General features: G+C 55.8%; 30 protein-coding genes. 16 read left to right on the forward strand and 14 right to left on the reverse strand.

Annotated elements, in window-relative coordinates; genetic code table 11:
* Positions 1-149 precede the first annotated feature (149 nt).
* The 5 genes from ACGK9W_RS12005 (at position 150) to ACGK9W_RS12025 (ending at position 4,866) form a co-directional block, all read left to right on the forward strand.
* Entirely contained in the window at positions 150-1,043 is an 894-nt protein-coding gene (locus ACGK9W_RS12005) for a patatin-like phospholipase family protein (protein WP_008172443.1), read from the forward strand.
* 90 nt (positions 1,044-1,133) lie between these two features.
* Positions 1,134-1,802, forward strand: coding sequence for a glutathione S-transferase family protein (locus ACGK9W_RS12010; protein WP_053112853.1), 669 nt, complete (start codon positions 1,134-1,136; stop codon positions 1,800-1,802).
* A gap of 66 nt (positions 1,803-1,868) precedes the next feature.
* Positions 1,869-2,246: a cupin domain-containing protein gene (locus ACGK9W_RS12015; RefSeq protein WP_405416954.1), complete on the forward strand. Its 378-nt coding sequence runs from the start codon at positions 1,869-1,871 to the stop codon at positions 2,244-2,246.
* 300 nt (positions 2,247-2,546) lie between these two features.
* Positions 2,547-4,112 carry a GMC family oxidoreductase gene (locus ACGK9W_RS12020; RefSeq protein ID WP_405416956.1) on the forward strand — a complete coding sequence of 522 codons (1,566 nt, stop codon included), beginning with the start codon at positions 2,547-2,549 and terminating at the stop codon, positions 4,110-4,112.
* 22 nt (positions 4,113-4,134) lie between these two features.
* On the forward strand, positions 4,135-4,866 hold the full coding sequence (locus ACGK9W_RS12025) for an SDR family oxidoreductase (RefSeq protein ID WP_008172450.1): 732 nt from the start codon (positions 4,135-4,137) through the stop codon (positions 4,864-4,866).
* Positions 4,867-4,926: 60 nt separating this feature from the next.
* On the opposite strand, the gene ACGK9W_RS12030 is transcribed toward ACGK9W_RS12025, so the two are convergent.
* Entirely contained in the window at positions 4,927-6,174 is a 1,248-nt protein-coding gene (locus tag ACGK9W_RS12030; RefSeq protein ID WP_405421057.1) for a carboxylate--amine ligase, read from the reverse strand.
* A gap of 285 nt (positions 6,175-6,459) precedes the next feature.
* Positions 6,460-7,599, reverse strand: coding sequence for a mechanosensitive ion channel family protein (locus ACGK9W_RS12035; protein WP_008172454.1), 1,140 nt, complete (start codon positions 7,597-7,599; stop codon positions 6,460-6,462).
* A gap of 176 nt (positions 7,600-7,775) precedes the next feature.
* On the opposite strand from ACGK9W_RS12035, the gene ACGK9W_RS12040 reads away from it, so the two are divergent.
* Positions 7,776-7,949, forward strand: coding sequence for a hypothetical protein (locus tag ACGK9W_RS12040; protein ID WP_008172455.1), 174 nt, complete (start codon positions 7,776-7,778; stop codon positions 7,947-7,949).
* An 8-nt stretch (positions 7,950-7,957) separates the two neighbouring features.
* Here ACGK9W_RS12040 and ACGK9W_RS12045 read toward each other — a convergent pair whose 3' ends face one another.
* Positions 7,958-8,116: a hypothetical protein gene (locus ACGK9W_RS12045; protein WP_008172456.1), complete on the reverse strand. Its 159-nt coding sequence runs from the start codon at positions 8,114-8,116 to the stop codon at positions 7,958-7,960.
* Positions 8,117-8,196: 80 nt separating this feature from the next.
* The gene (locus tag ACGK9W_RS12050) at positions 8,197-8,526 is read right to left on the reverse strand and encodes a rhodanese-like domain-containing protein (RefSeq protein WP_008172458.1); all 330 of its coding nucleotides are present in this window, start codon (positions 8,524-8,526) and stop codon (positions 8,197-8,199) included.
* 72 nt (positions 8,527-8,598) lie between these two features.
* On the opposite strand from ACGK9W_RS12050, the gene ACGK9W_RS12055 reads away from it, so the two are divergent.
* Positions 8,599-8,802, forward strand: a complete 204-nt coding sequence (locus ACGK9W_RS12055) for a hypothetical protein (protein ID WP_008172460.1) — start codon at positions 8,599-8,601, stop codon at positions 8,800-8,802.
* 23 nt (positions 8,803-8,825) lie between these two features.
* Here the strand turns inward: ACGK9W_RS12055 and ACGK9W_RS12060 are convergent, their stop codons facing one another.
* The gene (locus tag ACGK9W_RS12060; protein ID WP_008172464.1) at positions 8,826-9,260 is read right to left on the reverse strand and encodes an SRPBCC family protein; all 435 of its coding nucleotides are present in this window, start codon (positions 9,258-9,260) and stop codon (positions 8,826-8,828) included.
* A 63-nt stretch (positions 9,261-9,323) separates the two neighbouring features.
* On the reverse strand, positions 9,324-9,791 hold the full coding sequence (locus ACGK9W_RS12065) for an AtaL-like protein (protein ID WP_008172465.1): 468 nt from the start codon (positions 9,789-9,791) through the stop codon (positions 9,324-9,326).
* A 202-nt stretch (positions 9,792-9,993) separates the two neighbouring features.
* Between ACGK9W_RS12065 and ACGK9W_RS12070 the strand changes: the two genes are divergently transcribed.
* Positions 9,994-11,802 carry a Na/Pi cotransporter family protein gene (locus ACGK9W_RS12070; protein WP_008172467.1) on the forward strand — a complete coding sequence of 603 codons (1,809 nt, stop codon included), beginning with the start codon at positions 9,994-9,996 and terminating at the stop codon, positions 11,800-11,802.
* A gap of 38 nt (positions 11,803-11,840) precedes the next feature.
* Positions 11,841-12,086 (forward strand): hypothetical protein, encoded by a 246-nt coding sequence (locus ACGK9W_RS12075; RefSeq protein WP_008172468.1) that lies wholly within the window; start codon positions 11,841-11,843, stop codon positions 12,084-12,086.
* On the opposite strand, the gene ACGK9W_RS12080 is transcribed toward ACGK9W_RS12075, so the two are convergent.
* On the reverse strand, positions 12,064-13,635 hold the full coding sequence (locus tag ACGK9W_RS12080) for an inorganic phosphate transporter (protein WP_008172469.1): 1,572 nt from the start codon (positions 13,633-13,635) through the stop codon (positions 12,064-12,066). The genes ACGK9W_RS12075 and ACGK9W_RS12080 overlap by 23 nt on opposite strands.
* A gap of 226 nt (positions 13,636-13,861) precedes the next feature.
* On the opposite strand from ACGK9W_RS12080, the gene ACGK9W_RS12085 reads away from it, so the two are divergent.
* From ACGK9W_RS12085 to ACGK9W_RS12095, 3 genes are read left to right on the forward strand one after another with little or no spacing between them, the layout of a single operon-like run.
* Positions 13,862-14,461: a CoA pyrophosphatase gene (locus ACGK9W_RS12085; RefSeq protein ID WP_008172470.1), complete on the forward strand. Its 600-nt coding sequence runs from the start codon at positions 13,862-13,864 to the stop codon at positions 14,459-14,461.
* Positions 14,451-14,981 (forward strand): MBL fold metallo-hydrolase, encoded by a 531-nt coding sequence (locus tag ACGK9W_RS12090; protein ID WP_008172471.1) that lies wholly within the window; start codon positions 14,451-14,453, stop codon positions 14,979-14,981. The genes ACGK9W_RS12085 and ACGK9W_RS12090 overlap by 11 nt, the downstream gene beginning before the upstream one ends.
* Entirely contained in the window at positions 14,945-15,169 is a 225-nt protein-coding gene (locus ACGK9W_RS12095) for an MBL fold metallo-hydrolase (RefSeq protein ID WP_254775530.1), read from the forward strand. Before ACGK9W_RS12090 ends, ACGK9W_RS12095 begins: the two co-directional genes overlap by 37 nt.
* On the opposite strand, the gene ACGK9W_RS12100 is transcribed toward ACGK9W_RS12095, so the two are convergent.
* The 4 genes from ACGK9W_RS12100 to ACGK9W_RS12115 all read right to left on the reverse strand — a co-directional run bounded on the left by ACGK9W_RS12100 (position 15,164) and on the right by ACGK9W_RS12115 (position 19,019).
* Positions 15,164-16,078, reverse strand: a complete 915-nt coding sequence (locus ACGK9W_RS12100) for a DUF4124 domain-containing protein (RefSeq protein ID WP_008172473.1) — start codon at positions 16,076-16,078, stop codon at positions 15,164-15,166. The genes ACGK9W_RS12095 and ACGK9W_RS12100 overlap by 6 nt on opposite strands.
* A 139-nt stretch (positions 16,079-16,217) precedes the next feature.
* Entirely contained in the window at positions 16,218-16,673 is a 456-nt protein-coding gene (locus tag ACGK9W_RS12105) for a metallophosphoesterase family protein (RefSeq protein WP_039881955.1), read from the reverse strand.
* 16 nt (positions 16,674-16,689) lie between these two features.
* Entirely contained in the window at positions 16,690-17,172 is a 483-nt protein-coding gene (locus ACGK9W_RS12110) for a peptidylprolyl isomerase (RefSeq protein WP_008172475.1), read from the reverse strand.
* Between the two features lie 89 nt (positions 17,173-17,261).
* On the reverse strand, positions 17,262-19,019 hold the full coding sequence (locus ACGK9W_RS12115; protein ID WP_405416963.1) for a DEAD/DEAH box helicase: 1,758 nt from the start codon (positions 19,017-19,019) through the stop codon (positions 17,262-17,264).
* Between the two features lie 228 nt (positions 19,020-19,247).
* On the opposite strand from ACGK9W_RS12115, the gene ACGK9W_RS12120 reads away from it, so the two are divergent.
* The 3 genes from ACGK9W_RS12120 (at position 19,248) to ACGK9W_RS12130 (ending at position 20,960) form a co-directional block, all read left to right on the forward strand.
* Positions 19,248-19,634, forward strand: a complete 387-nt coding sequence (locus tag ACGK9W_RS12120; RefSeq protein WP_405416964.1) for a DUF4398 domain-containing protein — start codon at positions 19,248-19,250, stop codon at positions 19,632-19,634.
* 27 nt (positions 19,635-19,661) lie between these two features.
* Entirely contained in the window at positions 19,662-20,471 is an 810-nt protein-coding gene (locus tag ACGK9W_RS12125) for an OmpA family protein (RefSeq protein ID WP_405416966.1), read from the forward strand.
* A 282-nt stretch (positions 20,472-20,753) separates the two neighbouring features.
* On the forward strand, positions 20,754-20,960 hold the full coding sequence (locus ACGK9W_RS12130; RefSeq protein ID WP_008172483.1) for a cold-shock protein: 207 nt from the start codon (positions 20,754-20,756) through the stop codon (positions 20,958-20,960).
* Positions 20,961-21,110: 150 nt separating this feature from the next.
* Here ACGK9W_RS12130 and ACGK9W_RS12135 read toward each other — a convergent pair whose 3' ends face one another.
* The gene (locus ACGK9W_RS12135; RefSeq protein WP_405416968.1) at positions 21,111-22,400 is read right to left on the reverse strand and encodes a hypothetical protein; all 1,290 of its coding nucleotides are present in this window, start codon (positions 22,398-22,400) and stop codon (positions 21,111-21,113) included.
* 9 nt (positions 22,401-22,409) lie between these two features.
* Positions 22,410-23,207, reverse strand: coding sequence for a hypothetical protein (locus ACGK9W_RS12140; protein WP_405416970.1), 798 nt, complete (start codon positions 23,205-23,207; stop codon positions 22,410-22,412).
* Between the two features lie 172 nt (positions 23,208-23,379).
* Here ACGK9W_RS12140 and ACGK9W_RS12145 point away from each other — a divergent pair, with 172 nt between their 5' ends.
* A complete protein-coding gene (locus ACGK9W_RS12145) occupies positions 23,380-24,027 on the forward strand; it encodes a response regulator transcription factor (protein WP_008172487.1) in 648 nt (215 codons plus the stop codon).
* Here the strand turns inward: ACGK9W_RS12145 and ACGK9W_RS12150 are convergent.
* On the reverse strand, positions 24,024-26,165 hold the full coding sequence (locus ACGK9W_RS12150; RefSeq protein WP_405416972.1) for an ATP-binding protein: 2,142 nt from the start codon (positions 26,163-26,165) through the stop codon (positions 24,024-24,026). The two genes, ACGK9W_RS12145 and ACGK9W_RS12150, sit on opposite strands and share 4 nt — an antisense overlap.
* Positions 26,166-26,175 lie beyond the last annotated feature (10 nt).

Consider the following 26,175-nt stretch of genomic DNA (forward strand, 5'->3'; position numbering starts at 1 on the left):
GGACTCCTATGACTGCATAACCCGGCAGTCGGTTGGAAAGTTTACCTCTCTAAGTGCCACCCCAATATTTTGAACTCTAAGAATTAAAATTTCCAACTCTGTTAGACTTGTGCGGTACGAATCCTCGCAACGCCTGAAGGTTCCCGCTGATGAAACTCAACCCCTTTAACACCCGCATCGGTCTGGCTCTGGGAGGCGGCGCTGCCAAAGGCATTGCGCACATTGGTGTGCTGAAAGCGTTTGAAGAAGAGCAAATCAAGATTCATTGCATTTCGGGTACGAGCGCCGGCGCGCTTATCGCGAGCTATTACGCTTTCGGCCGCCCGGCGGAATCCATCCTCAGCATTTGCTCAACACTGAACCTCTCCAAAATCATCAACTTTACCTTTGAGCGCGGCGGGCTGTTCAGCACCAACGCCATTCGGGAGATGATTCACCGCGATCTGGGCGATGTCCGGATCGAGGACGCCGAGATTCCGCTGGCCATCTGTGCCACGGATATCGAAACCGGTGAACAGCTGATCTTCCGGGAAGGCAATCTGGCGGATGTCGTGTGCGCCTCAATGGCGGTTCCCGGCCTGTTTGTACCTGTTGAAATCGATGGGCGGATTCTGGTGGACGGAGGGCTGGTGGAAAACGTCCCCATTTCGCCATTGGCCAAAATGGGTGCTGGCATTACGGTGGCCGTTGATCTCAGCCATGTCAGCCGTTACCCGAAGCCGGACAACACCTTCGATGTCATTTCCAACGCCATCAACATTGGCATCGATTTCAACACCCGCAAGCAACTGAAGCATGCCGACATATCGGTACCTCTGGACCTGAGCGACTACAGCCTTACCAATAACGCCGACCGCGTTGACGAGCTTTATCGGGAAGGCTATCACCCGATGAAGAAGAAGATCCGCCAGGTACTCTGGTACAAACGAATGCATGTTGCCATCAGCCTTCTGAAAACAACGCGAACGTTGATGCCCTTCAAAGTGCCCGAGATTCTGAAGGAGCTCAGGCGCCACGGCTTTGCGGTGCGCAATCGTAATTAGCCACTTAATCACCGCCAGCGGTGAACCAAAACGCTCTTTTCAGACTACTCTTCACACCCGACCATTTTTCAATGCGAACGGAGCTTGCGCATGATTACAGTTCACCACCTCAACAATTCCCGCTCACAGCGCGTTCTCTGGATGCTGGAAGAACTGGGTGTTCCCTACGAGATCAAGCATTACCAGCGAGATCCCAAGACCATGCTGGCCCCCGAAAGCCTGAAAAAGGTGCACCCGCTTGGAAAATCCCCGGTGATCACAGACGGCGAACTGGTGGTTGCCGAATCCGGTGCCATCATCGAATACCTGGCGCACACCTACGGCAAAGACACCATGCTCCCGGAGAGCGGGGGGCAAGCCTGGCTCGACTACACCTACTGGTTGCACTACGCCGAAGGCTCATTGATGCCGCCTCTGGTGTTGCGCCTTGTCTTCGAAAAGGTCAAAACCAGCCCGATGCCGTTCTTTGTTAAACCTGTCGCCAAAGGCATTTCGGACAAAACCAACGAGATGTTTATAGGCCCGATGATCAAGACCCACCTGGATTTCGTGGAAAGCCATCTGGCGAAGAACACCTGGTTCCTGGGGGACAAACTGAGCGCGGCGGACATCCAGATGAGCTTCCCGCTTGAGGCTTCCGTAGCCAGGGGCATCGTCGGCAGGAACCGGCCTCACATCAGCGGATGGGTCAAACGCGTTCATGCCCGACCGGCTTATCAGAGGGCGCTCGAGAAAGGCGGTGATTACGACTTCGCCTGAAGACCGGCGATCCGATTGCTGCTAAAAGGAGTATCAAATACTGAATTCACGGATGGAGATACTGGAATGAAAGAAGTTCGCAGAACCACGCTACCCGTTGTGGAAATGGCGAAAAGCAACGAAGAGTTCCGGCAGGTATTATGGACCGGAGATCATACGCAACTCGTTCTGATGGCCATTCCCGAAGGCGGCGAGATTGGCGGCGAAGTTCACGAGGGACATGATCAACTGCTTTATTTCGTCTCGGGCGAGGGAGAAGCGACAATCGGCGAAGCGAAGGTACCTGTAATGGCGGGCGACGTCAGCATCGTGCCCTCGGGTACCTTTCACAACTTCCGTAACACCGGCAACGGCATGCTCAAGCTTTACACAACCTACTGCCCACCAGAGCACGCCCCGGGAACCGAGCATGAAACCAAGCAAGAAGCGGATGCCGCGGAATGAATCCGCGGCCTACAGTCGCTTCAAGAAATTATCCAATGCCTGATTAACCGGATCCGGGTGCGAAAGATTTGCAGCATGCCCGGCACCGGGAATCACGATCAGTTCGGCATCCTACGCTCTTAGCAGTCTGTCCATCTGCCAAGAGGCGCTCGGCCAGGCCATGGTCTAACCTTGATCCTGCATCTCGTTGACTGCTGCCTTTTCTGGCTCAGGAAGCGTACACCCAAAACAAAAACAGGAACCGGGGACCGTATAATTTTTGATTACATCATTGTAGGTGGCGGATCGGCTGGCGCCGTGATGGCGGCGCGATTGAGTGAGGACCCCGATGTCAGCGTCTGTCTCCTGGAGGCAGGCGGCAAGGGCGATCACTTGCTGACCCGCGCGCCAGCTGGTGTGGTCGCGATCATGCCCGGCCATGGCAAGATCAACAACTGGGCGTTCAATACAGAGCATCAGCCCGAGCTGGCTGGGCGTCGAGGATTCCAACCCAGAGGCCGTGGGCTGGGTGGTTCCAGCCTGATCAACGCAATGCTTTATGTGCGTGGACACAGCGCGGATTATGATGGATGGGCCGAGCTGGGTTGCGACGGATGGGGATGGGACGATGTTTTGCCCTACTTCCGCAAAGCGGAATGCCATGAAAGTGGAGCCAGCGAATACCATGGAGCCAAGGGCCCACTGCATGTTTGCAAACAGCGATCACCAAGGCCCATTTCCGAAGCCTTTATCGATGCGGCTAAAGAGCACGGCTATCCCGCAAGCGACGATTTCAATACCGGCGACAACGAGGGCGTTGGCCTCTATGAAGTTACCCAGTTTCATGACACCGAACGCAATGGTGAACGCTGCTCCACCGCTGCGGCGTATTTGTATCCGATCATGGAACAGCGCAACAACCTAAAGGTTGTGACCGGTGCCCGTGCGACCCGAATTCTTTTTAACGGAAAACGTGCTTCCGGCGTTGAGTATCGACTCAAGGGCCGATCGCTCACGGCCTCAGCAAACCGCGAAGTCATCCTATCCGCCGGTGCCTTCGGTTCACCGCAGTTACTACAGCTATCCGGAGTGGGAAACCCTGAAGACATCCTCCCGCACGGTATTCCCATGATTCACGAACTGCCGGGTGTCGGCCGAAATCTGCAGGATCATCTGGATTTCATTCTGGCCTACAAGTCCGGGGATACCGATAACTTTGGCTTCAGTTTAACGGGCATGAAAAACATGCTTCGCCATTCCCTCCAATGGCGAACGGATGGGACGGGTATGATTGCCTCGCCCTTTGCAGAGGGGGCGGCATTCCTGAAGTCTGACCCGGAGCAGGACAAGCCAGACCTGCAGCTGCACTTCGTCGTCTCCATCGTGGAGGATCACGCCCGTAAACTGCATTGGGGACACGGCTTCAGTTGCCACGTCTGCAACCTGCGGCCGAAATCCCGAGGGCGTGTTTTTCTGCTCAGCGCCGACCCAATGGCCGATCCCGGCATCGACCCCAACTATTTGTCCGACCCGGACGACCTGAATCTGACTATCAAAGGCGCAAAAATCACCCGGGAGATTCTCGAAGGGCCTGCACTCTCGCCGTACCGACAATCCGAAATGTTCGGCGTTCACGACGGCATGAGCGATGAGGAATGGGAACGCCACATTCGCGCCCGTGCGGATACGATCTATCACCCGGTGGGCACCTGCAAGATGGGCATAGATGATCTGGCCGTGGTTGACTCCAGCCTCAAGGTTCACGGACTTGAGGGTTTGCGGGTGGTCGACGCTTCGGTCATGCCGACTTTGATTGGTGGTAACACCAACGCCCCGACGATCATGATTGCTGAAAAGATCGCCGATACGATTCGAACCAGCGGATAAAGGCCTCACTAAAGGTGGCAAAATGACAACAAAAGACAAACCAGTTGCTCTAATCATCGGGGCCGGAGACCACCTCGGCTCTGCCATCGCCCGGCGCTTTGCAAAGGAAGGCTTCCACCTTGTGGTCACCCGCCGGCGCGGGGATCTTGATCTTCTCAGCTCGGAAATTCAGGCTCTCGGCTCGAGCGCGACAGCCATCCATTCCGATGCAAGGGACGAAGACCAGGTCATTGAGCTGGTTGAACGCGTTGAGTCAGAGCATGGCCCAATACGGGTAGCCGTCTTCAACGTGGGCGGAAACGTTCGATTCGATATCTGCGAGACCAGCACCCGGGTCTACCGGAAAGTCTGGGAGATGTGCGCACTGGCCGGGTTTCTGGTCGGGCGCGAGGTCGCAAAGAAAATGCTGCAACGCAATGAAGGCACTCTCCTCTTTACTGGCGCCTCCGCGAGCCTCCGCGGCGGACGCGGCTTTGCGGCCTTTGCCGGCGGCAAGCATGCGCTGCGCGCCCTGGCGCAAAGCATGGCAAGGGAATTGGGCCCGCAAGGGATACACGTCGCTCACGTGGTGGTGGATGGCCTCATCCGCAATCAAGCCACGGCAGAATTTTTGCCGGACCTCTATGCGAGCAAGGGCGAGGACGGCATTATCGAGCCCGACGAACTCGCGGAAATCTATTGGCAGCTACACAACCAGCCACGCTCAGCCTGGACTTTCGAGCTCGATGCGCGGCCTTTCTCAGAGAACTGGTAACGCCCCGGAGAAGCTGTGTCGGACTATCAGGAGCCGGGTATCAGCCGGCTCCTGTCGTTCCTAGACGTAGAAGTCCAGCTCCTCCTGGGATTTCAGAAGATCCCGCATCTTGATCGGGTCGTCACCGAAAAAGAACACAAGCCCCCAGTGAGTACCAAAAGCGGATCGGTCCGGAACTGTTTCCTCGGCAGGGGCCACCAACTCGTGCGACTCGAAGTAAGGATGCTCAATGCACTCTTTGGGCATTTCCAGCTTGCTCACCACGCGGCGTCTCGGATAAACACCGAAGCAGCCGGCATAACCTTTGGCATCGACCACTTCGCGGGGGAAGAAGGCATCGACCTCTTCCTTGGTGCTCTTGGGATCAAACACCAGCATGGAAGCCTGGTAGGCATTGAATCCATACGCGCGTTCAATCAATTCGAAGGCCTTGAACCCGGGTGGGCGATACGCAACTTCGCCAAAGTACATGGTGCCGTCGCTGGTTACGAAGTACTCCGGATGAATCAGACCGAACTGGATATCAAATGTTTTGACCAGCAACTCGATCTGCTTGGTGATTGCTTCGCGCCAGCTTTCAAGTTCCTTCGTGGCAGGAACAAATACCGAGTAACCCAGGGTGACGTACTCTGAAATATTCAGGAATTTGATTTTGCCATCGTGGATCCAGGCCTCAACGGCGAATTCCCAGCCACTCAGGTGACTTTCCATGAGCAGGGGGTATTCCTCGTCCGGAATCGTATCGATTTCTTCCAGAGTGCGGATCATGCGGTGACCCAGGCAGCCGGCTTTATCGAAGGCCTTCACGTGAATCGGATCGTCCGGGTCACCATCCAGTTTGAGCAGCGTCTGGTTAACCCGCTTCATGAAGCGAATGATGTCATCCTTTTCGTGGGCTTCTTCGAAAATCCCGACGCGAATACCACCAAGCTGGGCCCGACGTTTCATCAGCGCCTTGTCCCGGAACAAAATGGATTGGCCGTACATACGCGGATTATTCAACAGAACAGAGTTGATCGCGCCTGACCATTCCACCGTTTCCTCGAACAATGGGATTGCGACATCCACGCCTTCGGCTTTCAGCTTTTCAGCGATTTCCATGGACCGATCGTTCAGGCGAACAAAATCCCAGGGAATGAAGGGAATATTGTTGGCCGTGCAAAAATCGGCAGCCCAATCCGGGGCAACCACGATATAGCGGCGATCGAACTTCTGAGCCGCCTTGATCGCATTAATACTCCAGCCAAGAAGGGCAATATAGCCCTTGTTTGGGTCCTTGGGTGTTTCCGTTCCGAGAACCGAGTCCATGGAGGGATCGCGCCAGGCCAGCACTTCCTGCGACATTTTGGATTCCGGTATGATCGCCATAAGTTAACCTTTTATATTCGAAATAACGCAAAGGGCATTGGCAACAACCCGATGCGTCAGACCAGAGTGTCCCAGCCAAACGCGGAAATTAGTTTCCATACACAACAATCTAGACCCTTACAGGCCAGGAAGCGAGCCTGTCCCTCCACTATCAAGACGATTGCGAAAGGATCTCGAGTCAAAAGATGCAAGCATCCAAAGGCCTGCCTGCAGAGATTTTCCGTTTTATCCCCGCAGCCTGTAGAAGGGTTCGAGAACCGGCTTCAATCCTTTTGCATCGTCAATGAACAGCTGCAGATGCGGGAAGGGAATCTCTATACCGGCGGCATCCAGGGCTTCTTTCATCTGCTCGAGAATATCGGCCATGATTCTGGGCCGAACATCCAGGTTATCCGGCGTTATCCACACTTTGACTTCGAGGTTCACTGACGAATCACCGAGGCTTTTGAGCAAAACACGGGGCTCCATGCCAGCGCCCTGCAAAACTTCGGGATGTGCCAGCAAAACCGGCATCAGCACTTCCCTCGCCGCCTTCGCAGATTCCTTGTAAGCAATCCCCACGGGAATATTCAGGCGTGTCACGCCCTCTGCGCTGTAATTGATGATATCCGTGGAGGCAACACTGTCGTTTGGAATCATCGTGAAGATATTATCCCGGGTTCGCAGCCAGGTGGTTCGCAAGGCAATCTTCACCACTTTGCCTTCCTGTCCGTTGATGGTGACCCAATCACCGATTCGAAAAGGCCTTTCAATGAGCAGGGTGATTCCCGCAATGAAATTGGAGAGAGTGGATTGCGCTGCAAAACCAACGGCAATACCGACGATGCCCAGACCGGCGATAATCGACACCACATCGAAACCGAACTGGGCAAGCACCGTCACCACCGCAAGGGTTGCGGCGATAACCGCAAACAGATTCTCGACCAGTTGCCGGATGGAAGGATCCATTCGATAGCGTGAAGTGCCTTCCTTGATCAGACGCCGGAAAACTACCCAGACCACATAGAAACCGAGGACCATGAAACCTGCCCTCGCCATCGCCTTGAGAACCTCAGGAGAAACCCCGAATTGCGCAAGAATAACTATCAGCGCACCCAACCCGGCCAGATAGCGCAGGCCGCTGCGCATCTGGATGTAAAGAGGGGTTTTGGTTCGCCGCTCACCAAGACCCAGCCTGATGGCAGCGATCAGAATCAGATAAACGCCCAGGAAGACGCCAAGGTAGATTACAGAGACCAGCAGCTGGCCAAGTACCTGTACCAGCAACGCCCCCCAGTCGAGATTCTCGCCTGACACTGCCTGAAAGGCATCGCCAAGATTTCGACGGAGCTGCTCAATCAAATCTGCACCGAATGATTCCATCATGATCTGCACGACACCTTTGCTGTCCGTACATCAAGTAAAGGCGCGAATGGCATTTTGCTCAAATGCCGATCCGAGCCTCTTTGAAGCGTATGTGCAAGTTACATTGACTGGTCACTCTGCAAGGTGCTCAATATAAGAACGACGACCTTGTGGAGGAGATAACGATGAAATGAATTGTGCTCGCAGTAATTGTCGCGATCATCGCCGTCTGGCTGTATCGGGGCAAACGCAAAAACTATATTGAAGATCCTGATGTGAAAACATTCGATGAGAAAGACTACTACCTCACATCGAATGACAACGCCTCAGATGACGAGTCCTCCCCCGATCAGAGCAATCCTCGTCACTGAGATGGGCGTTACTTTTTCAGGCTGATCTGCTTTGAACCCGTGGGGGATACTTGTCCGCTTTTGCCCTTGCCGACGTATTCCACAGATCCGCCCGCTTTCAAAAACGCGGCTGTCTGTTCTTCAATGGCAGCAGAAGTCAGGGTTACTTTCTCGGGTTTCTTGCTCATAGTGATATCCAGGTCGGGATGGCTTAATTAATATCGTAAGCCTTCCATTATACCTGAAGTGGCTAAAAATTGTTCGCTCCCTATAGACTGCGCGCTTCACGCGCCTCAGCCAGGCTCCCCTTGTTCTCAACATTTGTATAACCGGCACGCTCCAGAGCCGATTTTGCTTTACCTGCCCTGTTGCCACTGCGGCAATAAAGATTAATCTCGGTGTCTTTATCCGGGAACCTCTCGGTAACCTCCGCAACGATCTGGTCATGCGGAATCAGCGGGTCTCCATCTATGTGGCTTTGCCGGTGTTCCGCCTCTGTGCGGACATCGATCCACACGGGCTTCGCGTGCGCTACTATCGGTGCCAGCGCAAGTGATAGCAGGATTAGCACCGCTTTCACTGAAAAAGACACTCTCATAACCAACTTGCTCCCTATTTTGAGGCTCTACAATTAGTCTATACGGGTAAACTTACCGGAGGAGTTCACCGCATGGAAACCGCTGACATCTTCCTGTCGCTGCTGTTCGGCTGCATCGGTTTCGCCTATTTCATGTATGGCCGGCGCAGGAAAAACATCGTCACCCGCTACTGCGGCATTGCCATGATCCTGTATCCCTACCTGGCCAGCAGCGCCTGGGAGATGCTGGCAGTGGGTGTAGGGCTCATGGTTGTGCCACGGTTTGTCGAGTTATGAATAGTGTGGGCTCAGCTCAAGCTCTAGAGGCGCTCAATAGCCTTGAGCAAAGAGCTGAAGGCTCTGGAAAAGCTGCGCTCAGCCAATCGGTCCATTACCCCACCCAGCAGCGGCACTTGCACATGCCCTTCAGAAACCCAGGTTACCCGGGTCTGTTCACCTTCTGCCTTAAAAACAATCTCTCCCTTCGTGTGCTGAACGGCGAACGGGCTCGATTTTTCAATTTGATAGTGCATTCGGTTTGGCCTCTCGAACCGGGTAATACGCTCAGTGAGTTCAAGCCGGCCCGCTCCGATAATTCTCAGGGCGCCAGTGCCATTTTTCTCGTCTCTACCCTCTTCAATCAGTAAAGACTTGCTGACCCCGGGAAACCGGGCATAGCGGGCGTGGTCGGAGATGGCTTCGAAGACTGACTCGATATCCTTCTCGAGAACTCGTTCGACATGAATGCGAAACATGGCTACTCCTCAATAGTGGGCTCACAGACAGGATACGCTCCCACTCCATCAAACGAGTGGGATTTAGCAGAATACCCCTGTCTCGGCCAACTGCCGAATGATCTGAATCGTCTCAATGTCTGTGGCTACATAGGCCTGTTCAAGATACTGGTCATAGGGCATCGAATCACCACGGTTCTCGATGCTCGCTGTTTCATACCGGAAACGGACAAACAGTGATGCCGGCTCGGGCTCTTCGATATCCATGACAAGTGTTGCGGCCGGGAGGGTGGCCGTTGGCTGAGTCCGGCACTCTATCCTCGCCTCGTGCCAGAAAGTAACTTCATCGACCACCTGCAGTCCCGGCAGCTGGAGGCTACGCTTCAGGTAAGCCGGGCCCTGATCCAGAATCTCGTAATCATAGACACCAACGAGGAACTTGTCCGGGCGCCGGGCCCTGAGCACCAGCCCCTCCCACACCTGGAATCGGGTCAGAACCGGTAGCTCTGGCTTGGTCAGGTCGTTTATCTGAACGATATGCTCGAACGTCATCTGGCCTCCTTTCGGGTGCATCGCAAGGCACGGTTTCAATCGCTCGCTTTTTTGCGATGAATGCCGGGTTATTAAAGTCCGATTCACGGTTTGGGTACGCGTTTAAAAAGTTAACAGTCTACAATTCAAAAGGATGACCACTGATATGGTCCCAGTGCAAACTGATAGTCAAATAATTCGTAAAAGGGAACTTTAAATCCCAGTGAACTATCGCCAACTCTTTCTTGCTCTGATCCTCGGAATCCTCGCCCTTGCGCTCTGGTTGAGCCCAGAGTTCAAACAGATTGCCGCCGGCGTTGCCATTTTTCTGTTCGGCATGCTCTCGCTGGAGAACGGGTTTCGCCAGTTTACCGGTGGTTTTCTCGAGAGCGTGCTGCGTCGTACAACCGATACGATTCCGAAAAGCCTCGGTTTTGGCATCGTCAGTACCGCCATCATGCAGTCCAGTTCCCTGGTATCGGTGATCACGATCTCGTTTTTGAGCGCCGGCTTGCTTCCGCTGATCACGGGTATCGGCATTATCTTCGGCGCCAATCTTGGCACCACGACCGGCGCCTGGTTATTCGCCACCATCGGTATGAAAATGAGCCTTTCGGCCTTTGCCTTGCCGATGCTTGTCTTTGGCGTGGTACTGAATTTTCAGCAACCACGAGCCTGGAAAGCCTTCGGTGCAATTCTCGCCGGGCTCGGGTTTCTGTTTCTCGGTATCGATTTCATGAAGGCGGGCTTCGAAAGCTATCAGTCGGCTGTCGATCTGCGCGAGTATGCAATGGACGGTATCTCAGGACTTCTTGTCTACACAGGCCTCGGAATTCTGGCGACCGTCGTGATGCAATCCAGCCATGCGACGCTGGCGCTGACTCTGGCCGGTCTGGCCACGGGCCAGATTACCTACGAAAACGCTCTGGCCCTGGCCATTGGTGCAAATATTGGTACAACCGTCACCGCTCTGATCGGTGGTCTGGGTGCAAATATCACTGGCAAGCGTCTGGCAGGCGCCCATCTCCTGTTCAACGCGGTAACGGCGGTGATTGCCCTGGTGCTGATCGAGCCCCTGCGCTGGTCAGTGGATGCCCTGTCAGCCCTCATGTCGATCGCCGACGATGACTACACGGTCAAGCTCGCCGTATTCCACACCCTGTTCAACTGCCTTGGTGTTGCCATCATGCTGCCACTGATATCGAGAATGGCACGGGCACTCGAGCGCTGGCTGCCAGAGCGAGAGGAAGAGGTCGCCGCACAGCCGCGGTACCTGAATCAGGCTGCGATGGACTCACCCGATAGTGCAAACGCGGCAGTGCGCAGGGAGGTCTGGCACCTGTTCGATCAAGCCTTCGTTATCCTTGCCCATGGTCTCCACCTGCACCGCGAAAATATTCGCCAGAGCGATGACCTTGAAGCGATGATTAACAATTCCCGGGAACGCATCGATATCGACATCGACCTGATCTACCGACAGCGAGTAAAACGCCTGTACAACGCCATTCTCGACTTTATTTCCGGGCGAATGACCCGGGAGTCGCCGGCCAACTCCACCGAATCGCTTTATCGTCTTCAGCATGCTGCCGCGGAGATGGTCGAAGCCATCAAGCATGTCAAACACCTACGCAAGAATCTCACAATTTATATGGCGTCGGATAACGCCACGATTCGCAAAGAGTACAACGAGCTTCGACTGCGAGTCGCGATGGTACTGCGTGAGACCCATCGTTTTTACGAAGGCCGGTTTGAGGATGCCAGCGCAGCAATACTGGAGCTCGACGAGATCGCTGTGCGTGCACGAGTAGACCGCGAATCGATGGTCGGTCGTGTCACAAAACTCCTGGGTGCAAAACGGATTGATGCCGCCATGGCTACGTCTCTGCTAAACGACTCTGCCTACGCCAGCGAAACCGTCGATGCTATTCTGACAGGAACCCGCGAGCTCCTGACTGCCATGGATGTTGAAGCCGCTCGAACCACAGAGGAGCTGTCGGTGAGCGACGCAGGGCGGGCAGAAGTCATGCCATGACGAATTCCGATTAAGCTTTAAACAGAGAGGACGGAACAGTGGGTTTCAAGGATCTTGTGGCGAAGCTTGACGATATTCTGGGCGACCATGACAAGGGTAAGTCCCTGGAGCTTGAGGAACTGAAGCGGCTTGAAGAGCGGCTGGTGGAGAAACAGGAGAAATACCGCGACCGACTGACTTCCGGCGCCCCGGGGGAAACACCCGCTCAAACAGAAGTTCGCCTGCGAGTCGTTGAGGCGCAACTTGCCAAACTGAGAGAGCTTATGGAAGAAGCATCCCCCTGATCGTGAAGAAAAGCATAGCCGCTAACAGTCCCGATAATGGAACGGTGACAATCCAGGCAGCCACAATCCTGAACACCGCTGATCGCTTTACCAGCTCCTGGCGATAAACCTTTTTCAGACCCTTGCGATCGCTTTTCGAGATCGGTGCCGTGCCACCATTATTCCTCTTGAGGTTCTGTAGAATTTGCCCCTTCTCCTCGAAGGAAGCTTCCTCGAACTCCTCCAGCACCCGCTCTACTTTCTCCCGGTCCTCTCCGGCATAGTGCGCCTCGATCTCATCAATCTTCTGGCGATAGGTCGTTTTGAGATGTTCGCGCAAAAAGCCAACGCCAAACACACCCCCTATCGCAATATGCGTTGAGCTCACCGGAAGGCCTAACTGACTGGCAACGATAACCGTAACCGCCGCAGCCATCGCTACGCAGAAAGCCCGCATCCGGTCGAGCTCCGTTATTTCCGAACCTACCGTGCGTATGAGCTTGGGGCCAAACAGTGCCAGGCCAAGCGCGATACCAAGTGCACCCACCAACAACACCCAGCTGGGAATCGCGGCCTTGGACGCTATTCCGCCCTGAAGCACGGCTTCATTGATCGCGGCCAGCGGGCCGACTGCGTTGGCAACGTCATTCGCGCCGTGGGCAAAGCTCAGAAGCGCGGCCGCAAAAATCAGCGGGATAGTAAAAAGGCCATCAACGCCCGCCTTGCTGTTTTCCACCTCGGCGGAGTGGCGGTGAATCAACCATTTTGTAAGCCACCACACGATGGCTCCGACGATTGCCCCCAACCCAACGGCGGGGAGTAACCCGATCTCGACAATCTTGCTTAATCCCTTCAACGCCAGATAGGTCGAAAAGACCCAGGCCATGATTGCAACGAACAGGGGAACGTTGTGTTTCGCAGCTTGGGCAATATCCCGCTTGTAGGTAATCCGGCGCTTGATAAGGTATAGAGACAAGGCTGCAATGGCACCGCCAAGCACCGGGGAAATAACCCAACTGGCAGCGATCTGGCCGAACTGGCCCCAATCAACAATGCCCGAGCCTCCGGCAGCGATGCCCGCACCCATAACACCACCAACAATTGAGTGTGTCGTGGAGACTGGCGCGCCTACGTATGTGGCAACATTCAACCACAGTGCAGCAGCCAGCAAAGCGGCTATCATGAGCCAGATGAAGGTGTCGGCATCGCCAATCAGGGCAGGATCAATAATCCCCTTTTTTATCGTGCTCACCACATCGCCACCGGCGATAAGCGCGCCGCTGGCCTCAAAGATCGCGGCAATGGCGATTGCACCCGCAAGCGTAAGAGCCTTGGAACCGACGGCAGGGCCTACGTTATTGGCGACATCGTTTGCGCCAATATTCATCGCCATGTAGCCGCCGATCATGGCCGCTGCCACCAGCATGACCATGTTTGGCGCATCCGCCCCTATCGAGCGGACATACAACATGATGCCGACAATGAAGATCACGGCCACACCGAGGCGAAGCACCTCGGCGCGCCCATAACGGGTTGCCCGTTCTATGGCATTGATCTGCTCCAGCTCCATCAGCCTACCGCCAAGGTGTCCATCATTGGTGCGATAACCGGTGACTTACCGTTCGCTTCAATACAATGTAGACCAAAGCCAGAAAATTTTGACCGGTTTTGCGCACGGCGAAGGAGCCGACAATAGCCAGCGGGCCGTCAGATTGAAGTTTTGAATATCGGGATTGCGTCTAGCCTGTGCAGGATGTGTTTAACTATAACCAACCATTACCAGAGGATAGTCTTTCTTGACCTCGAAATCCTGGCTAAGCCATTTGCGCCCCCACAAGATACCGTTTCGGCGCCGATTCGCCCGAGCGTCCGTCGCCCTTATCTTTCGAAGCACAGAAAACGGTGGCAAGGAGCTGCTCTTTATCCAGCGGGCCCGTCGGGAGGGTGACCCCTGGTCTGGCGACATGGCTTTCCCGGGCGGCCGCCTGCAACCTGAAGATGCATCTGCACGGGCCGCTGCCGAGCGGGAAACACTGGAAGAAACCGGCATGGATCTGAGGCGCCACGGCCGTTTTCTCACCCGGCTGTCCGACCTGGTCACCCGCCATCACAGCCGCTGGCGCCCGATGGTGGTCACCCCCTATGTGTTCGAGTGGCGGGGACCGAAGTCGGTCTCAACGAATCACGAAGTCGAGCGAGCGGTCTGGGTGCCGATGGACTACCTCGGCGCAGACGCGAACCAGGGCCGACTTTCCTGGCGCACGCCCCTGGGCACACTCAACATGCCCTGTTGCCGTTACCAGGATGCCTGCATCTGGGGATTAAGCTACAGCATGTTGCAGGAGCTACTGGCATTGGCCCCTGACAAGAATGAGAGTTCGATCCATGACCGTTGACCGTAATCGCCTTGCCGCTCTCGCTGCGGAACCTCATTTCTATCGGGGCAGGTACCGCAACCTGGAGCCAGTCCCCCGACATGGCATTGGCGATTTTATGCGCTGGCAACTGGCCCCGGGCCGCAACTTCCCGAAGGGAAAACGCTTCACGCTGCTGCGGCCAGATACGCATTCCCTGATGAATCCGCCCGAAGAACCACAACTGGTCTGGCTGGGTCACGCCTCGTTCCTGTTCCAGTATCGTGGTCTGAACGTGCTCACCGACCCGGTACTGTCGGAACGCGCCAGCCCCTTTCAACTGGTCGGGCCGAAGCGTTATACACCGCCGGCCCTGACGGTAGCAGACATGCCGCCGATTGATTTGGTGCTGATTTCCCACAACCACTACGACCACCTTGATGAAAAAACCGTGCGCCAGTTACACCGGCGCTTCGGAGCCAACCTGCGCTGCTGCCCATTGGGGCCTACGACCCGCGCTGGTTCATGGCGCCGGTGCACGTGGCCCCGGAAGAGGCGGTGAGCATTCATCAGGATATCGGTTCCCGACAGTCAGTGGCGATGCACTGGGGCACGTTCGTGCTCACCGACGAGCCCATGGACGAGCCGCCCCGACGGCTAAGGGCCGCCCTGGAGCGACAAGGGCTGAACGAAACGAACTTTCGGGTGATGCAGCACGGGGAAGTCTGGTCGCCGGCTTCGAACTTATAACCTGACGACGCCCTCTCCCTGATCGTGCAACCAGCGCCGCCAGTCGAGGGCCAGCATGCTTACACCACCAATGTAATTGTCGTTGACCAGATAATAGGAGATGGTGCGATCTCCCCGATTAAAGTTGTGCATCAGGCGCACCACAAAGTTTCTTCGGGTAGGTTTGGACATCAGGAAATACACGAACTGGCCAGACTGGGCCCGCAGGCTTCCGCGCCCCGACAGATCAGAATGTCGCCACTTGTTGCTTGGCAGCTTCAATAGCTGATCGATGCCCGCCAGACGGCCCTGTTCAAGTGCCTGATCAACCACCCACTGATTTTCACGGTGGCGCTCAAAATACAAGCCGGATTCATCGCGCTCAATGGTCTCCATCTGCTCTGCCAACCCTTCGTTCAGCCAGGCTGGCGCATAGGGAACGATGGTATCGACAACCGCATGACTCACTTCGTGCTTGATGGTTTTGAAGGTGAGATTTCTGTTTTTACGAATATAGACGACGATCTGGTGTTCGGAAGGTATGTAAAGCCCATAAGAGGCAACAGCCATCCCCCTGTTCCGACGGACGAGGTAGTTACGGTATGCCGCGCTGTCTTTGAGAATCAGAATATTGACCGGCACCGTCCGGTGCATATCAAAAGACATCACCCGGTCGAAGAACTCATAGACGTTGTTTACGCCTTCAACGATCTGCTGGTGTTCCGCTTCGCTCAGCTCAACATCAACAGTTCTGATATCGATCTCAAAACGCGACCATTCAGAGGCACCTGGCTTAACATTGACCACTTCCTGCGCGACCCGGTGATCCTGCCGATCGCCAAAATGCACCTGGCCGTTTTCATCCACCCATTTATAGATCTTTGCAGAAACCGGGCACGCAGCCATCATAAACAGCGTTAAAACCACCACTGGATAAACGGCTTTCCTTAACCTTTTAATCACTGCGCCTTACCCGATAAAAATTGAAAGTTAGTCTCGAAACCCAAAATGGTTCGGCGAAAGAACGGTGCCGCCAACACCGGTAGATTTAGTGTAACGCCATTTTCGATCAGGTACGCAGTTCAATAATCTCACCAGTCACACCGTTTTCATTCACTACAAGCCGCCCCACCGTAATCGGCAAAGTAAAGCGTCTGGGGCCTGCGCCACCAGGATTGAAGTACAGCACATCGCCAATCCACTCGTTACGGGGTTTGTGGGAGTGGCCAGCAATCACCACGCGGTAGCGGCCTTGCGGATCGAAGTCGAGGGTTTTGACATCGTGGAGCATGTAAAGGGCCTGGCCGAGAAACTCCAGATCTCGAGTGTCGGGAAGCTCGGCTGCACGGCCGGATTTATCGATATTACCGCGGATGGCAATGACCGGCGCGATCGCCTCGAGCGCGTCCAGAACGTCGTCCCGCCCGACATCGCCGGCATGCAGGATGACCTCCGAGCCCTTCAAGGCTTCCAGGGCTTCTGGACGCATTTTGCTATGGGTATCTGCAATCACGCCGATCTGCATGCCTGCCCCCAGATGCTTAGTGGTGGTGGCCGCCCGGGCCATGCGCGTGGCCGTGGGCTATCTCTTCCGAGGTCGCGGCGCGCACGTCAATCACCTCAATATCAAAGGTCAGGGTTCTGCCGGCCATCGGATGGTTGGTGTCCACATCGGCAAATTTGTGGCCCACCTTCGCAACAACCACGTGGCGAGGCCCCTGCTCGGTCTGAACCTGAGCAACCATGCCCGCCTTCCAGCGTTTGGCCCCCATCAAATGCTTGATCGGCACCCGCTGGATGGCATCGGGCTTGCGGGGCCCATAGGCTTTATCGGGAGTGACAGTCACACTGAAGGTATCGCCGGCATCGCGACCTTCCAGGGCTTCTTCCAGGCCCTTGATGATGCCGCCATGGCCATGCAGGTAGGCGTTCGGCTCGCCGCCGTGGGAGTCTTCAACAGCGTTGTCTTGCTCATCACGAACGCTGTAGTGGAACAGGACGACCTGATTCTTTTCAATTGGCATAGGGTTCTCTTCGATGATTTTAGATACGCCATTATAACGAGCAGCGGAGCTGACTGCAGGCAAGTAAAAGCAGGACAGGAAAACCGGGCCTAAACTTCATTCGCCTTCCGAAACTGCCCCTGATAATCAAAAACCCGTTCCTGCACCTGCCAATAGTGCTTCTGCTTACGCGCAATCACGAAATCCGGTGCCGGCAATAAGGCCTCCAGCTCAAGCACCTCATCCGCTGAGCTGAACTCTTTCGGGGCCTGGCTATTGGCAAAGCGACGCCCGAACATTTTATTAAAAACAGCGCGTTGGCCCGGCTTGCTGAAATCAAACGACTCGCCGAGTTCTTCCCCATCTTCCCCGTGATAGGTGATCTTCAACTTGCTGCCATCGGCAACCAGCGATATCCCGGCGCAGCGGATGACCATGGCATCCTTGAGTTTCAGCGCATCTCTCAGCTGATCATCCGGGTCGATGATGGCTTTCTGGCACTGGTGGCAGTTACGGGCTGCGATATCATTCTCGGCCCCGCAATGCGGGCACTCCTTGAAGCGGAAACGGTAATCGCACTGCTGCGGGCGTTCATCCTGAACCCCGTCAACCGGCTCCAGCAGCCCCTGGCAACGGCGGCCGTAGTGCTCGATCACACGGCCATCATCGTCTGTTTTGCCCCAGAAGATATTGGCAAACCCGCAGCCCGGGCAGAACACCTGCACCGGCTCACTATCAGGGTTCGGTTTCGGCTCCCCCACCTCCGGGTGATGCAGGTTTACATGGTTGCCGGCGTAATCAATTACAAGGCAATCCTGCTTGCCTTCGTCCAGACGAAGACCACGGCCCACAATCTGCTGATAGAGACTCACCGACTGGGTGGGCCGAAGAATGGCGATGAAGTCCACATGGGGCGCATCAAAGCCCGTGGTGAGCACAGACACGTTCACCAGATATTTCAACTGCCGCTGCTTGAAGCGCTGAATCAGCAAGTCCCGATCCTTCAGATCGGTGGCGCCCGTTATCAAGGCAGTTTCGTGTTCTGGCAGGTACCCGGCAACCTCCCGCGCATGCTCCACGGTGGCCGCAAAGATCATCACGCCCTGACGCTCGGCAGCCAACTCCACAACCTGCTCAATGATCGCCCGGGTCACGCGCTTATGTTTGCTCAGCAGCTGGTTAACGTCCCTCTCGGCGTATTCGCCAAAGCGGTCCTGGGGCAGCGCAGAGAAATCGTATTGCGCCACTGCCGCGTTCACCAGCTCCGGCCGGGTGAGATACCCTCGATTGATCATGTAATTCAGCGGTAGCTCGTAAATGCAGTACTGAAAGGGCTTGTCATCCTCGCCCCGAACAAAGCCCCGATAGTGATAGCGATAGATCCAGCCCATGGCCAGACGGTAAGGCGTCGCAGTCAGCCCGAGCACTTTCAGAGAATCGTTCTGTTGCCGCAAGAGCTCTATGATGCGCTGATACTGACTGGTTTCTTCCCCGCTGACCCGATGGCATTCATCGATAATGACCAGCGAGTATTCGTCCCGAAACTGATCCAGGTTCGCTGATACCGACTGCACACTGGCAAAGGTCACCTGGTGGTGACTTTCCTTCCGCTTCAGCCCGGCAGAGAAAACCCCGCCGGTTAATCCATAACTCTGATACTTTGCGTGATTCTGCTCCACCAGCTCCTTTACGTGGGTTACCACCAGGATCCTTCGCTTCGCGAGACGCGCCAACTCGGCAATAACCAGGCTTTTCCCAGCACCGGTTGGCAGCACGATAACGGCGGACTCATCGGTTTTTCGAAAATGAGCCAGCGTGGCATCAACCGCTTCCTGCTGATAAGGCCGGAGTTTGAAAGGAGCGTTCATTTTGGAGGGCTTACTCGTTCTCAGACAGTGTGTTTCGATTCTTAATGTTCATTGATAAATGCTCATGTGCACAACACTACTGACTGCTATCTTTGAATTGAGGAAGTAGAGGCGTTTGAGCTGACAGATACCCTGAGTTCTCCTCAAGGTCCATTACCACAGATCAGCAACCTGACTGGATTAAAGGAATCAGTCAGGCCTCCGTTTTCCAGTATAAGGAGATATTGCATGAGCAATTATATGTCGATATTGGGCGCCGTCGGGATTGCCGGCATAGCCGTCGCCATCACCGGTTGCGCAGGCTCCGTCGAGCCCCCCACCTCTCAAATGCGAACCGCCGAATCTTCCGTTCAACAAGCGGTGTCATCCGACGCAAGAAACTTTGAGCCAGTGCTGCTGAATCAGGCCCAGAACAAGCTTGCCGATGCCGAAGAGCTCATCGACGATGAAATGAGCGAAGAGAATTATCAGAGAGCACTGCACCTTTTGGAACAGGCATCCGTCGATGCTCAGCTGGCCGGCGCGCGTGCCGAAACTGCAAAAGCCAGACAGGCTGTGGAAGAGATCAACAGGAACATCGAGTCTCTTCGCCAACGCATGAATGGAAGCCAGTAAGGGCGCCAGCTTAAACAGGAGATTGATATGAACAATCGATACATGATTTTGAGCATGGTTGTCGGCTTTTCCGTCTTCCTGGCCGGATGTGCCAGTACGCCCAAGGACAATCAGATGGTTGATGAAGCAAAGGCGGCCTATGAGGACATTCGAACCGATCCAGACGTTGCCCGCAGTGGCGACCGCCAGCTAAGAAGCGCCAGGGATCAGCTGGCCCGCGCTGAACGATTACTGGAAGAGGGTGCCAGCACCGCGGAAATCGAGCATGCGGCCTACCTGGCCAATCGCCATGCCGAGATTGCCCGGGAGCAGGCCGAACGCGCCAAGCTGCAGCAACAGATAAATTCCGCCGAAGAAAGACGCAAGGAACTGGAGTTGCAGGCTCGCTCTGCACAGGCTCAGGCTGCCCAGCAGGAAGCCGCTGAATTGCGCCGTCAAATGGAGGCTATGCAGGCCGAACAGACAGACCGTGGCATGGTACTTACCCTCGGTGACGTTCTGTTCGACCTGAATCGTGCTGAACTGAAACCTGCCGGGGAAACGACAGTAGGCCGCCTGGCTGACTTCATGGCTGAATATGAAAACCGTCGCGTGCGCGTGGAAGGATACACGGACAGCACCGGAGCAGAATCTTACAACCAACAACTGTCAGAGCGTCGGGCTGAGGCGGTAAGAGAGGCCCTGATGGATAGAGGTATTGATCGGGCCCGGATTGAAGTGCAGGGATTCGGGGAACAATACCCGGTTGCGACGAACGAAACATCCGCAGGGCGCCAACAGAACAGGCGGGTCGAGATAGTGATTTCCGATGCGGACGGCAATATAAAAGAACGTTAGAACGCGAATGCACACCGGGACAGGTTGTTTGCCCACCAAACAAGTCTGTTCCGGTTTTTCGCAACAGTTGAAAACTTTGCTATGCAGGGCCTCCTAATTAGCGTACTGTCCTTCTCGTTGGAAAGATCTAGCAAAGCATTTCACGAATAAGACCTCTTGTGTTGCCACACCTTTTGTCCTGTTTTTGATCCTGCACGTTTTTTTATTTCCCGCATATCGCTGATCAATGATCACAACGATCCTTTGACGGCACCTTATTGATTAATTTCAGGATAACTATCTATGTCTACAATTACCGGCAACGTTAAGTTCTTCAACGAAGCAAAAGGTTTTGGTTTTATTACTCGTGAAGGCGGCGCAGACGTCTTTGTTCATTACAGCAATATTCAGGGTGGCGGTTTCAAAACTCTGGCCGAAGGCCAGGAAGTTGAGTTCACCGTGACTCAGGGCCAGAAAGGCCCGCAGGCAGAGAACGTTATTGGCCTGTAAATAACAGCCAATACGTGATCAAAAAAGGCAGCCTCAGGGCTGCCTTTTTTATTTGAAAGAAGACGGGCAAGATCGCTGCTGGCACCCTACCCGTTTATTTTCGATATGCCGTTTACCTTGCCGATGAATGTTGCAGTTTACGAGTTCCTGTTAACAGGGCTCTGAGGGGCTGCACAATACAACACGGAAGAGCCCATTCTTGCCGTCTGGCCCCACAAAAGAGCCGTCTGGTTGCAGGCCGGATATACCATCTTCATCAAATCGCAATGACACAATCATTTCGGCCGGCGCAGCCATTTTGAAATCCAGGATTTCGGTCACAACACCATAATTGACGCCATCAACCGCGAACTGCTGCCTTTCCCTCGCGATCACGCGGGTATAACCTGAAGGGCTGGAGGCAAGCAGCAGACTCTTTCGGTTATTGATGTCCGCCTCATCGCTCGCCCGGAATGCCGCCCAGGATTGCCGGCTGAACGCCAATCTGGTTGTGTTCGAGCCCAAGCTAACAGCAAGCTCCACACCGGAAGCATCCGGCAAACCTCGAACGGGATCCCCCTCCTGGAAAAACACCTTCGTGGTGGCACTGGTTCCGTCGTTGGTCCAGACCAGCAAAGCGTCTTCCTGATCCAGGGTGCCCGAGTTGACCAGGAAGGCCACGGAGTCGTCGGCGCCCACCTCGAACGAGTTCGCGCCGCCAATGAAACCGGTGACCTCAAAGAGCGAGCCATCATCCAGCAGGAGCGTCTGCTCGCTACGGCTGATCCGGGTAAAATCACCGTTACCCAGCGAATCGGTGTAGATGCCCCGATTGGCCGGCCCGGAAACCCCTCTAAGGGCGTAGTAGAACACTTCACCGTTATCGGTCAGCAGAGGTCTCGCCGAGTTCAGATTATAAATAAAGTCCCGCGCGGAGCCGCCAGCCTCCCGCACGACTTCCCGATAGCTGCCATCGGCATTACGGACGTATATACCGGTATCCTCCGAGCCGGCCAGCGCAGTCCCGTCCGCGTTTTGAAGCGACAGCCCAAACACCAGTTGCTCTGCCTGGTTGCTGTCGAAATCGAGGGAACCAAAGTTTTTAGGCTCGAGATTGCCAGGAAGTAGCGTTTCACCGGCCTTTAACGATTGGGCCTTCTGCCCCAAGCCTGTGATCGTCCAAAATGCGCTGCCCGCTGGATAAAACGAATCGTCTGCCACTTTGAAGGCATCCGTGTTCGACCCGGGCTTAAAGGTAATCGCACCATTGCCGTCTGAACTCAAGGACGAGAATAACCGATTACCCTGGATATTCTCTGTAAAGTAGATATTTCCCGCATCCAGTGTCGGAAACTCGGTGCCATTCCTCGCAGGGTCGCCTTCCCGGGCGATCACAGACGTTGTGCCGGCATTGCTGCGTAACAGCACCTCATTGTTAAGCCCATCGACCTGATCCGTCACCGAGCCCGATTACTGGTTCAGGATACCGCCGAAGATGATTTGACCGGTGTTATCGATCAGTACGTTGAAAAAACCGTTGTAGGTAGCATCGCTTGAGGGCAGCGTGGCGTCGTCGGCCTGGATCAGGCTCAGGCCCGCGCCCGAACTGTAGCTGAAAATACCGTCTCTCAAGCTACCGCTGCTGTCCGTTTGATCGGTTGCACCGAGAATTGCGACGGCGCCAGACTGATTAACATCGAACCTCAGCTGGGTGCCAACTTCACCGCTGAACACGGCGCCACTGCCAATGCCCGGCGCCGGATCGCCACTTACCACGATGGGCGTGATCCCGCTGTCCAGGCCATCAACCGTCACTTCACTGGAATCGGTACAGCCCTCACTGTTGCAGGCGGCAACGACATAACGGGCGCCGTTGCGTTCGGTGAGGCTGATATTGTTGGTGTATTCGTTGGCAGTCAGGTCCGAACCTATCTGGGTAAAGCCGCTCACGCCGTCCGGGTCTTCAAACACGCGGTAAAAGTCTGCGTCGGCCACTGCCGGCCAGGTAAAAGTCAGCGTCCAGTCATCGTAGGCGGGCGTAACCACTGGCGCGGCTGGTGCGCCAGAGGCTGTGCCACCACCCCCGCCATCACCGCTGCTGTCCCCGGTATCACCGCTGTCAGCGACATCATCGCCACCGACCTCCTCGCTGGAATCTTCCTCAACCAGGTCATCATCATTTGAATCACTGCTCCGTAAGCAGCCCGCCAGGGCAAAGCACACGGCCAAAACGGTTAACACCCTGAGTATAACATTCAATGTTTTCATTCGACTGCCTCCTTGTTCGTAAAGCCGTTGCTTTACGCTGTCCGTCACTAGGCTATCGGACATGAACCAACGGCAGCAGACCGCACCTGAGGGGACCTTGGCCGGCTTTGACTCCCCCATTTGAGGGGGCTATGTTGAAAGAGCGGCAACCCAAGAGCATCAGGACGATCAAATGAAGTTGGGGTTTATTCTGGAAGATCACGCAGGCGCTCAGGATTGGCTGCGCGACGTGCTCAAGGAAGTTTTTCCGGAGATTTCGGTGACCGTTGCCAACCGGCTCACTGAGGCAAGGGATAAACTGTCTCACCTTCAACAGGCGGATCTTGAGCCGGACATTGCTCTGATTGATCTCAGCCTGCCAGACGGTAATGGCATCGACTTTATCCGCGACCTGCGCGAGGCGGTGCCCGAGTGCCTCTGCATCGTGATAACCATCCACGACGACGACCGCCATGTGTTCCCGGCACTACGGGCGGGCGCCAGGGGATACCTGCTGAAACAGCAATCCCAATCCGAGCTGGCTCGCCGGTTGGCGGGTATTATTGACGATGAGCCGCCACTGTCGCCGTCGGTGGCCAGGCGGGTTCTGGCAACCTTTGCACCGCCGGATACCATCGCACAGCCGGACCTGACCCCGCGTGAGCAGGAAGTACTGGAACTGATTGCCAGAGGCTTCACGCTGGCTCAGGTTGGCCAGGCCCTGGGCATTACCCGCCACACAACCGCCGGTTACGTGAAAACCGTGTATCGCAAGCTGGAGGTGTCCTCCCGGGCGGAAGCCACCCGGGAAGCCATGCGCATGGGTATGATCGACAGCTAGGCTGCCGGCAGCGTCAGCTCCACAACAAAGCCGCCTTCCGCCAACACCCAGCAATCAACACGACCGCCCAGGTCCTCGGCACGAACCTGCATGGTTCTGAGGCCGTGCCCGTCACCCTGGCCATCCAGGGTCTCGCCTTTGCCGTTGTCGGAAACCCGCACGAGAAGATGGTCGCTATCACGACTCCACGTTACCTCTACCCGATCAGCATTGGCGTGTTTGATGATATTGGAAATTGCTTCCCTGAGAATGCGCGCGATATTGGCAGCAGCCCGGGCCGAAAGCTCCTGGTCAGACAGCCTCATGGGATCTGCCTGCCAATCCAGTTCGATACCCGAGTCCGTCAGCCGCTGGCGTATTTCACCCTCACAGCCGTTGGCCACCTCCAACAGACTGGCTGGTGTCCCTGCAGTGGTATCTACCAGCCCATGCAGGTCCCTCAGGGCCGATCGGGCCACCTCGCGCACCGTTCCTGTGTCCGTGGCGTACACGAGGCTCAGCAACCGGGCACCCAGATCGTCATGAAGATCCCGCATGATTCTGCTGCGCTCCTTCTTCGCCCCCGCATCACGGGCCTGCAGCGCCTGCAACGCCTTTCCAGTAAGGTCATACAGCAGGTTCGCCACCCGCATATCCTCCTTGGTAAACAGCCGGGCCCCATTGCTGGCAAATTCCAGGCTCGCCCGCCGGGTATCACCCGGTAGCGCAGGCAGCTCCATCAACACACCGTCTGCCGATACTGCCACCGCGGCCTTTTTATCCGGCGCATCGGGCATCTCCAGACTGAGTGGCTGAAACGTCATGCGCAGCAGATCCGGCCAGGCCCTGCGAACTTCCGCTTCCGTAGAGGCAGAAAAAAGCTTATCCACCAGCTCCCTGAGAGCCTCGTTCAGAGAAATGCTGGAACGCTGCCCGAATCGATCCCAAAGCCATTGCCGCAATGGAAAGTAAAGCCAGCCCGCAATGGCAAGCGAAAGAGTCAGCGCATAGGTGCTGGTCAAACCAACGCCCATGATCAGGATCGCATCCAACACCAGCACCATCAGCCCCCCGGCAAACCAGAGCCAGGTCTTGAACCACCATCGCTCAATATCAAACAGGCGATAGCGCACCAGCCCCGCCGCGATGCCAAGGTACAGAATCAGGTAGGCGCCGAACCCCACCAGCAGCGGCACGAGCGGGGGGTGGCCGAAGGCTGGCGGTATGATCACCAGCCCCATCAGCAAAACACTGCCCAGGAAAATTGCCAATACACACCACTTCAGGGCAGCGCGTTCGAGGGGGCGACCTTTCGAGGCCACCCATTGGGCAGCCGCAAAGCACAAGCCAAGTACATAACCGACGACAATGGGCAGGTAGACCGTCACCTGGGCGCTTTCGCCCACCTGGAGTTCGCTCAGAACCCACATGATCAGCGCGATGCAAATCATCAGTGCCGGAACGGGAAAACGGGCAAGCGGGCGCGGATACACCCAAAACAGGGAGACCAGGGAAGCGTTCACCATGAGCGTGGCCAGGTGGTTAACCGCAGAAACCACCGCAAACACATCGCCACTCAGCACAAACTCCCGATCGCCGTAGATGGCAAGAGTCAGGGTGTTCACCATGGTTGCTACGCCGGAAAGCGCGTAAAGCCGGGTCGCTGCGCTTTTCGGGCGGAAGGCCCAGATGCCAACCGCCACCATCAAAGCAATCAGCCCGTAAAAGGTGTGAATCGAAAAGCCGCCCGAGAGCTGATGCCACGGCGTATCGATGGCCACAGCCGGCACCTGGTCACCGGATGCGAGAACAAACCGTGCCCCGCCTGAGCGCAGCGCCTGATCCAACTCGGTCTGGCGCTTCATAAACAGATTAAGATCGGTGTGGCTTAGCAGGTCTGGTTCTTCCATCACCAGATTGCCATGCAGCGGGATTTGCCGACCATCCGCCGCTTGCAGCCCCACAATTATGCTGCCCACCCGAATAACCCCGGCGTTCGGTGAATCCGGGTGCACCCGATCGACCCGGAGCCCTTCCGGCCCATCATGGGGCGAAAGCTCGAGCCCCAGCCAGGGCGACGACAGCGCGACCTGCGCTGAGATGGCAATGGCCGCCAGGGCCACGACGGCAATCAGCAGAAACCTCTGCCTGGGTGCCATCTGAAATCCT

Origin of the sequence: Marinobacter flavimaris (assembly GCF_045057155.1) — a bacterium.
GTDB classification, from domain to species: Bacteria; Pseudomonadota; Gammaproteobacteria; order Pseudomonadales; family Oleiphilaceae; genus Marinobacter; species Marinobacter manganoxydans.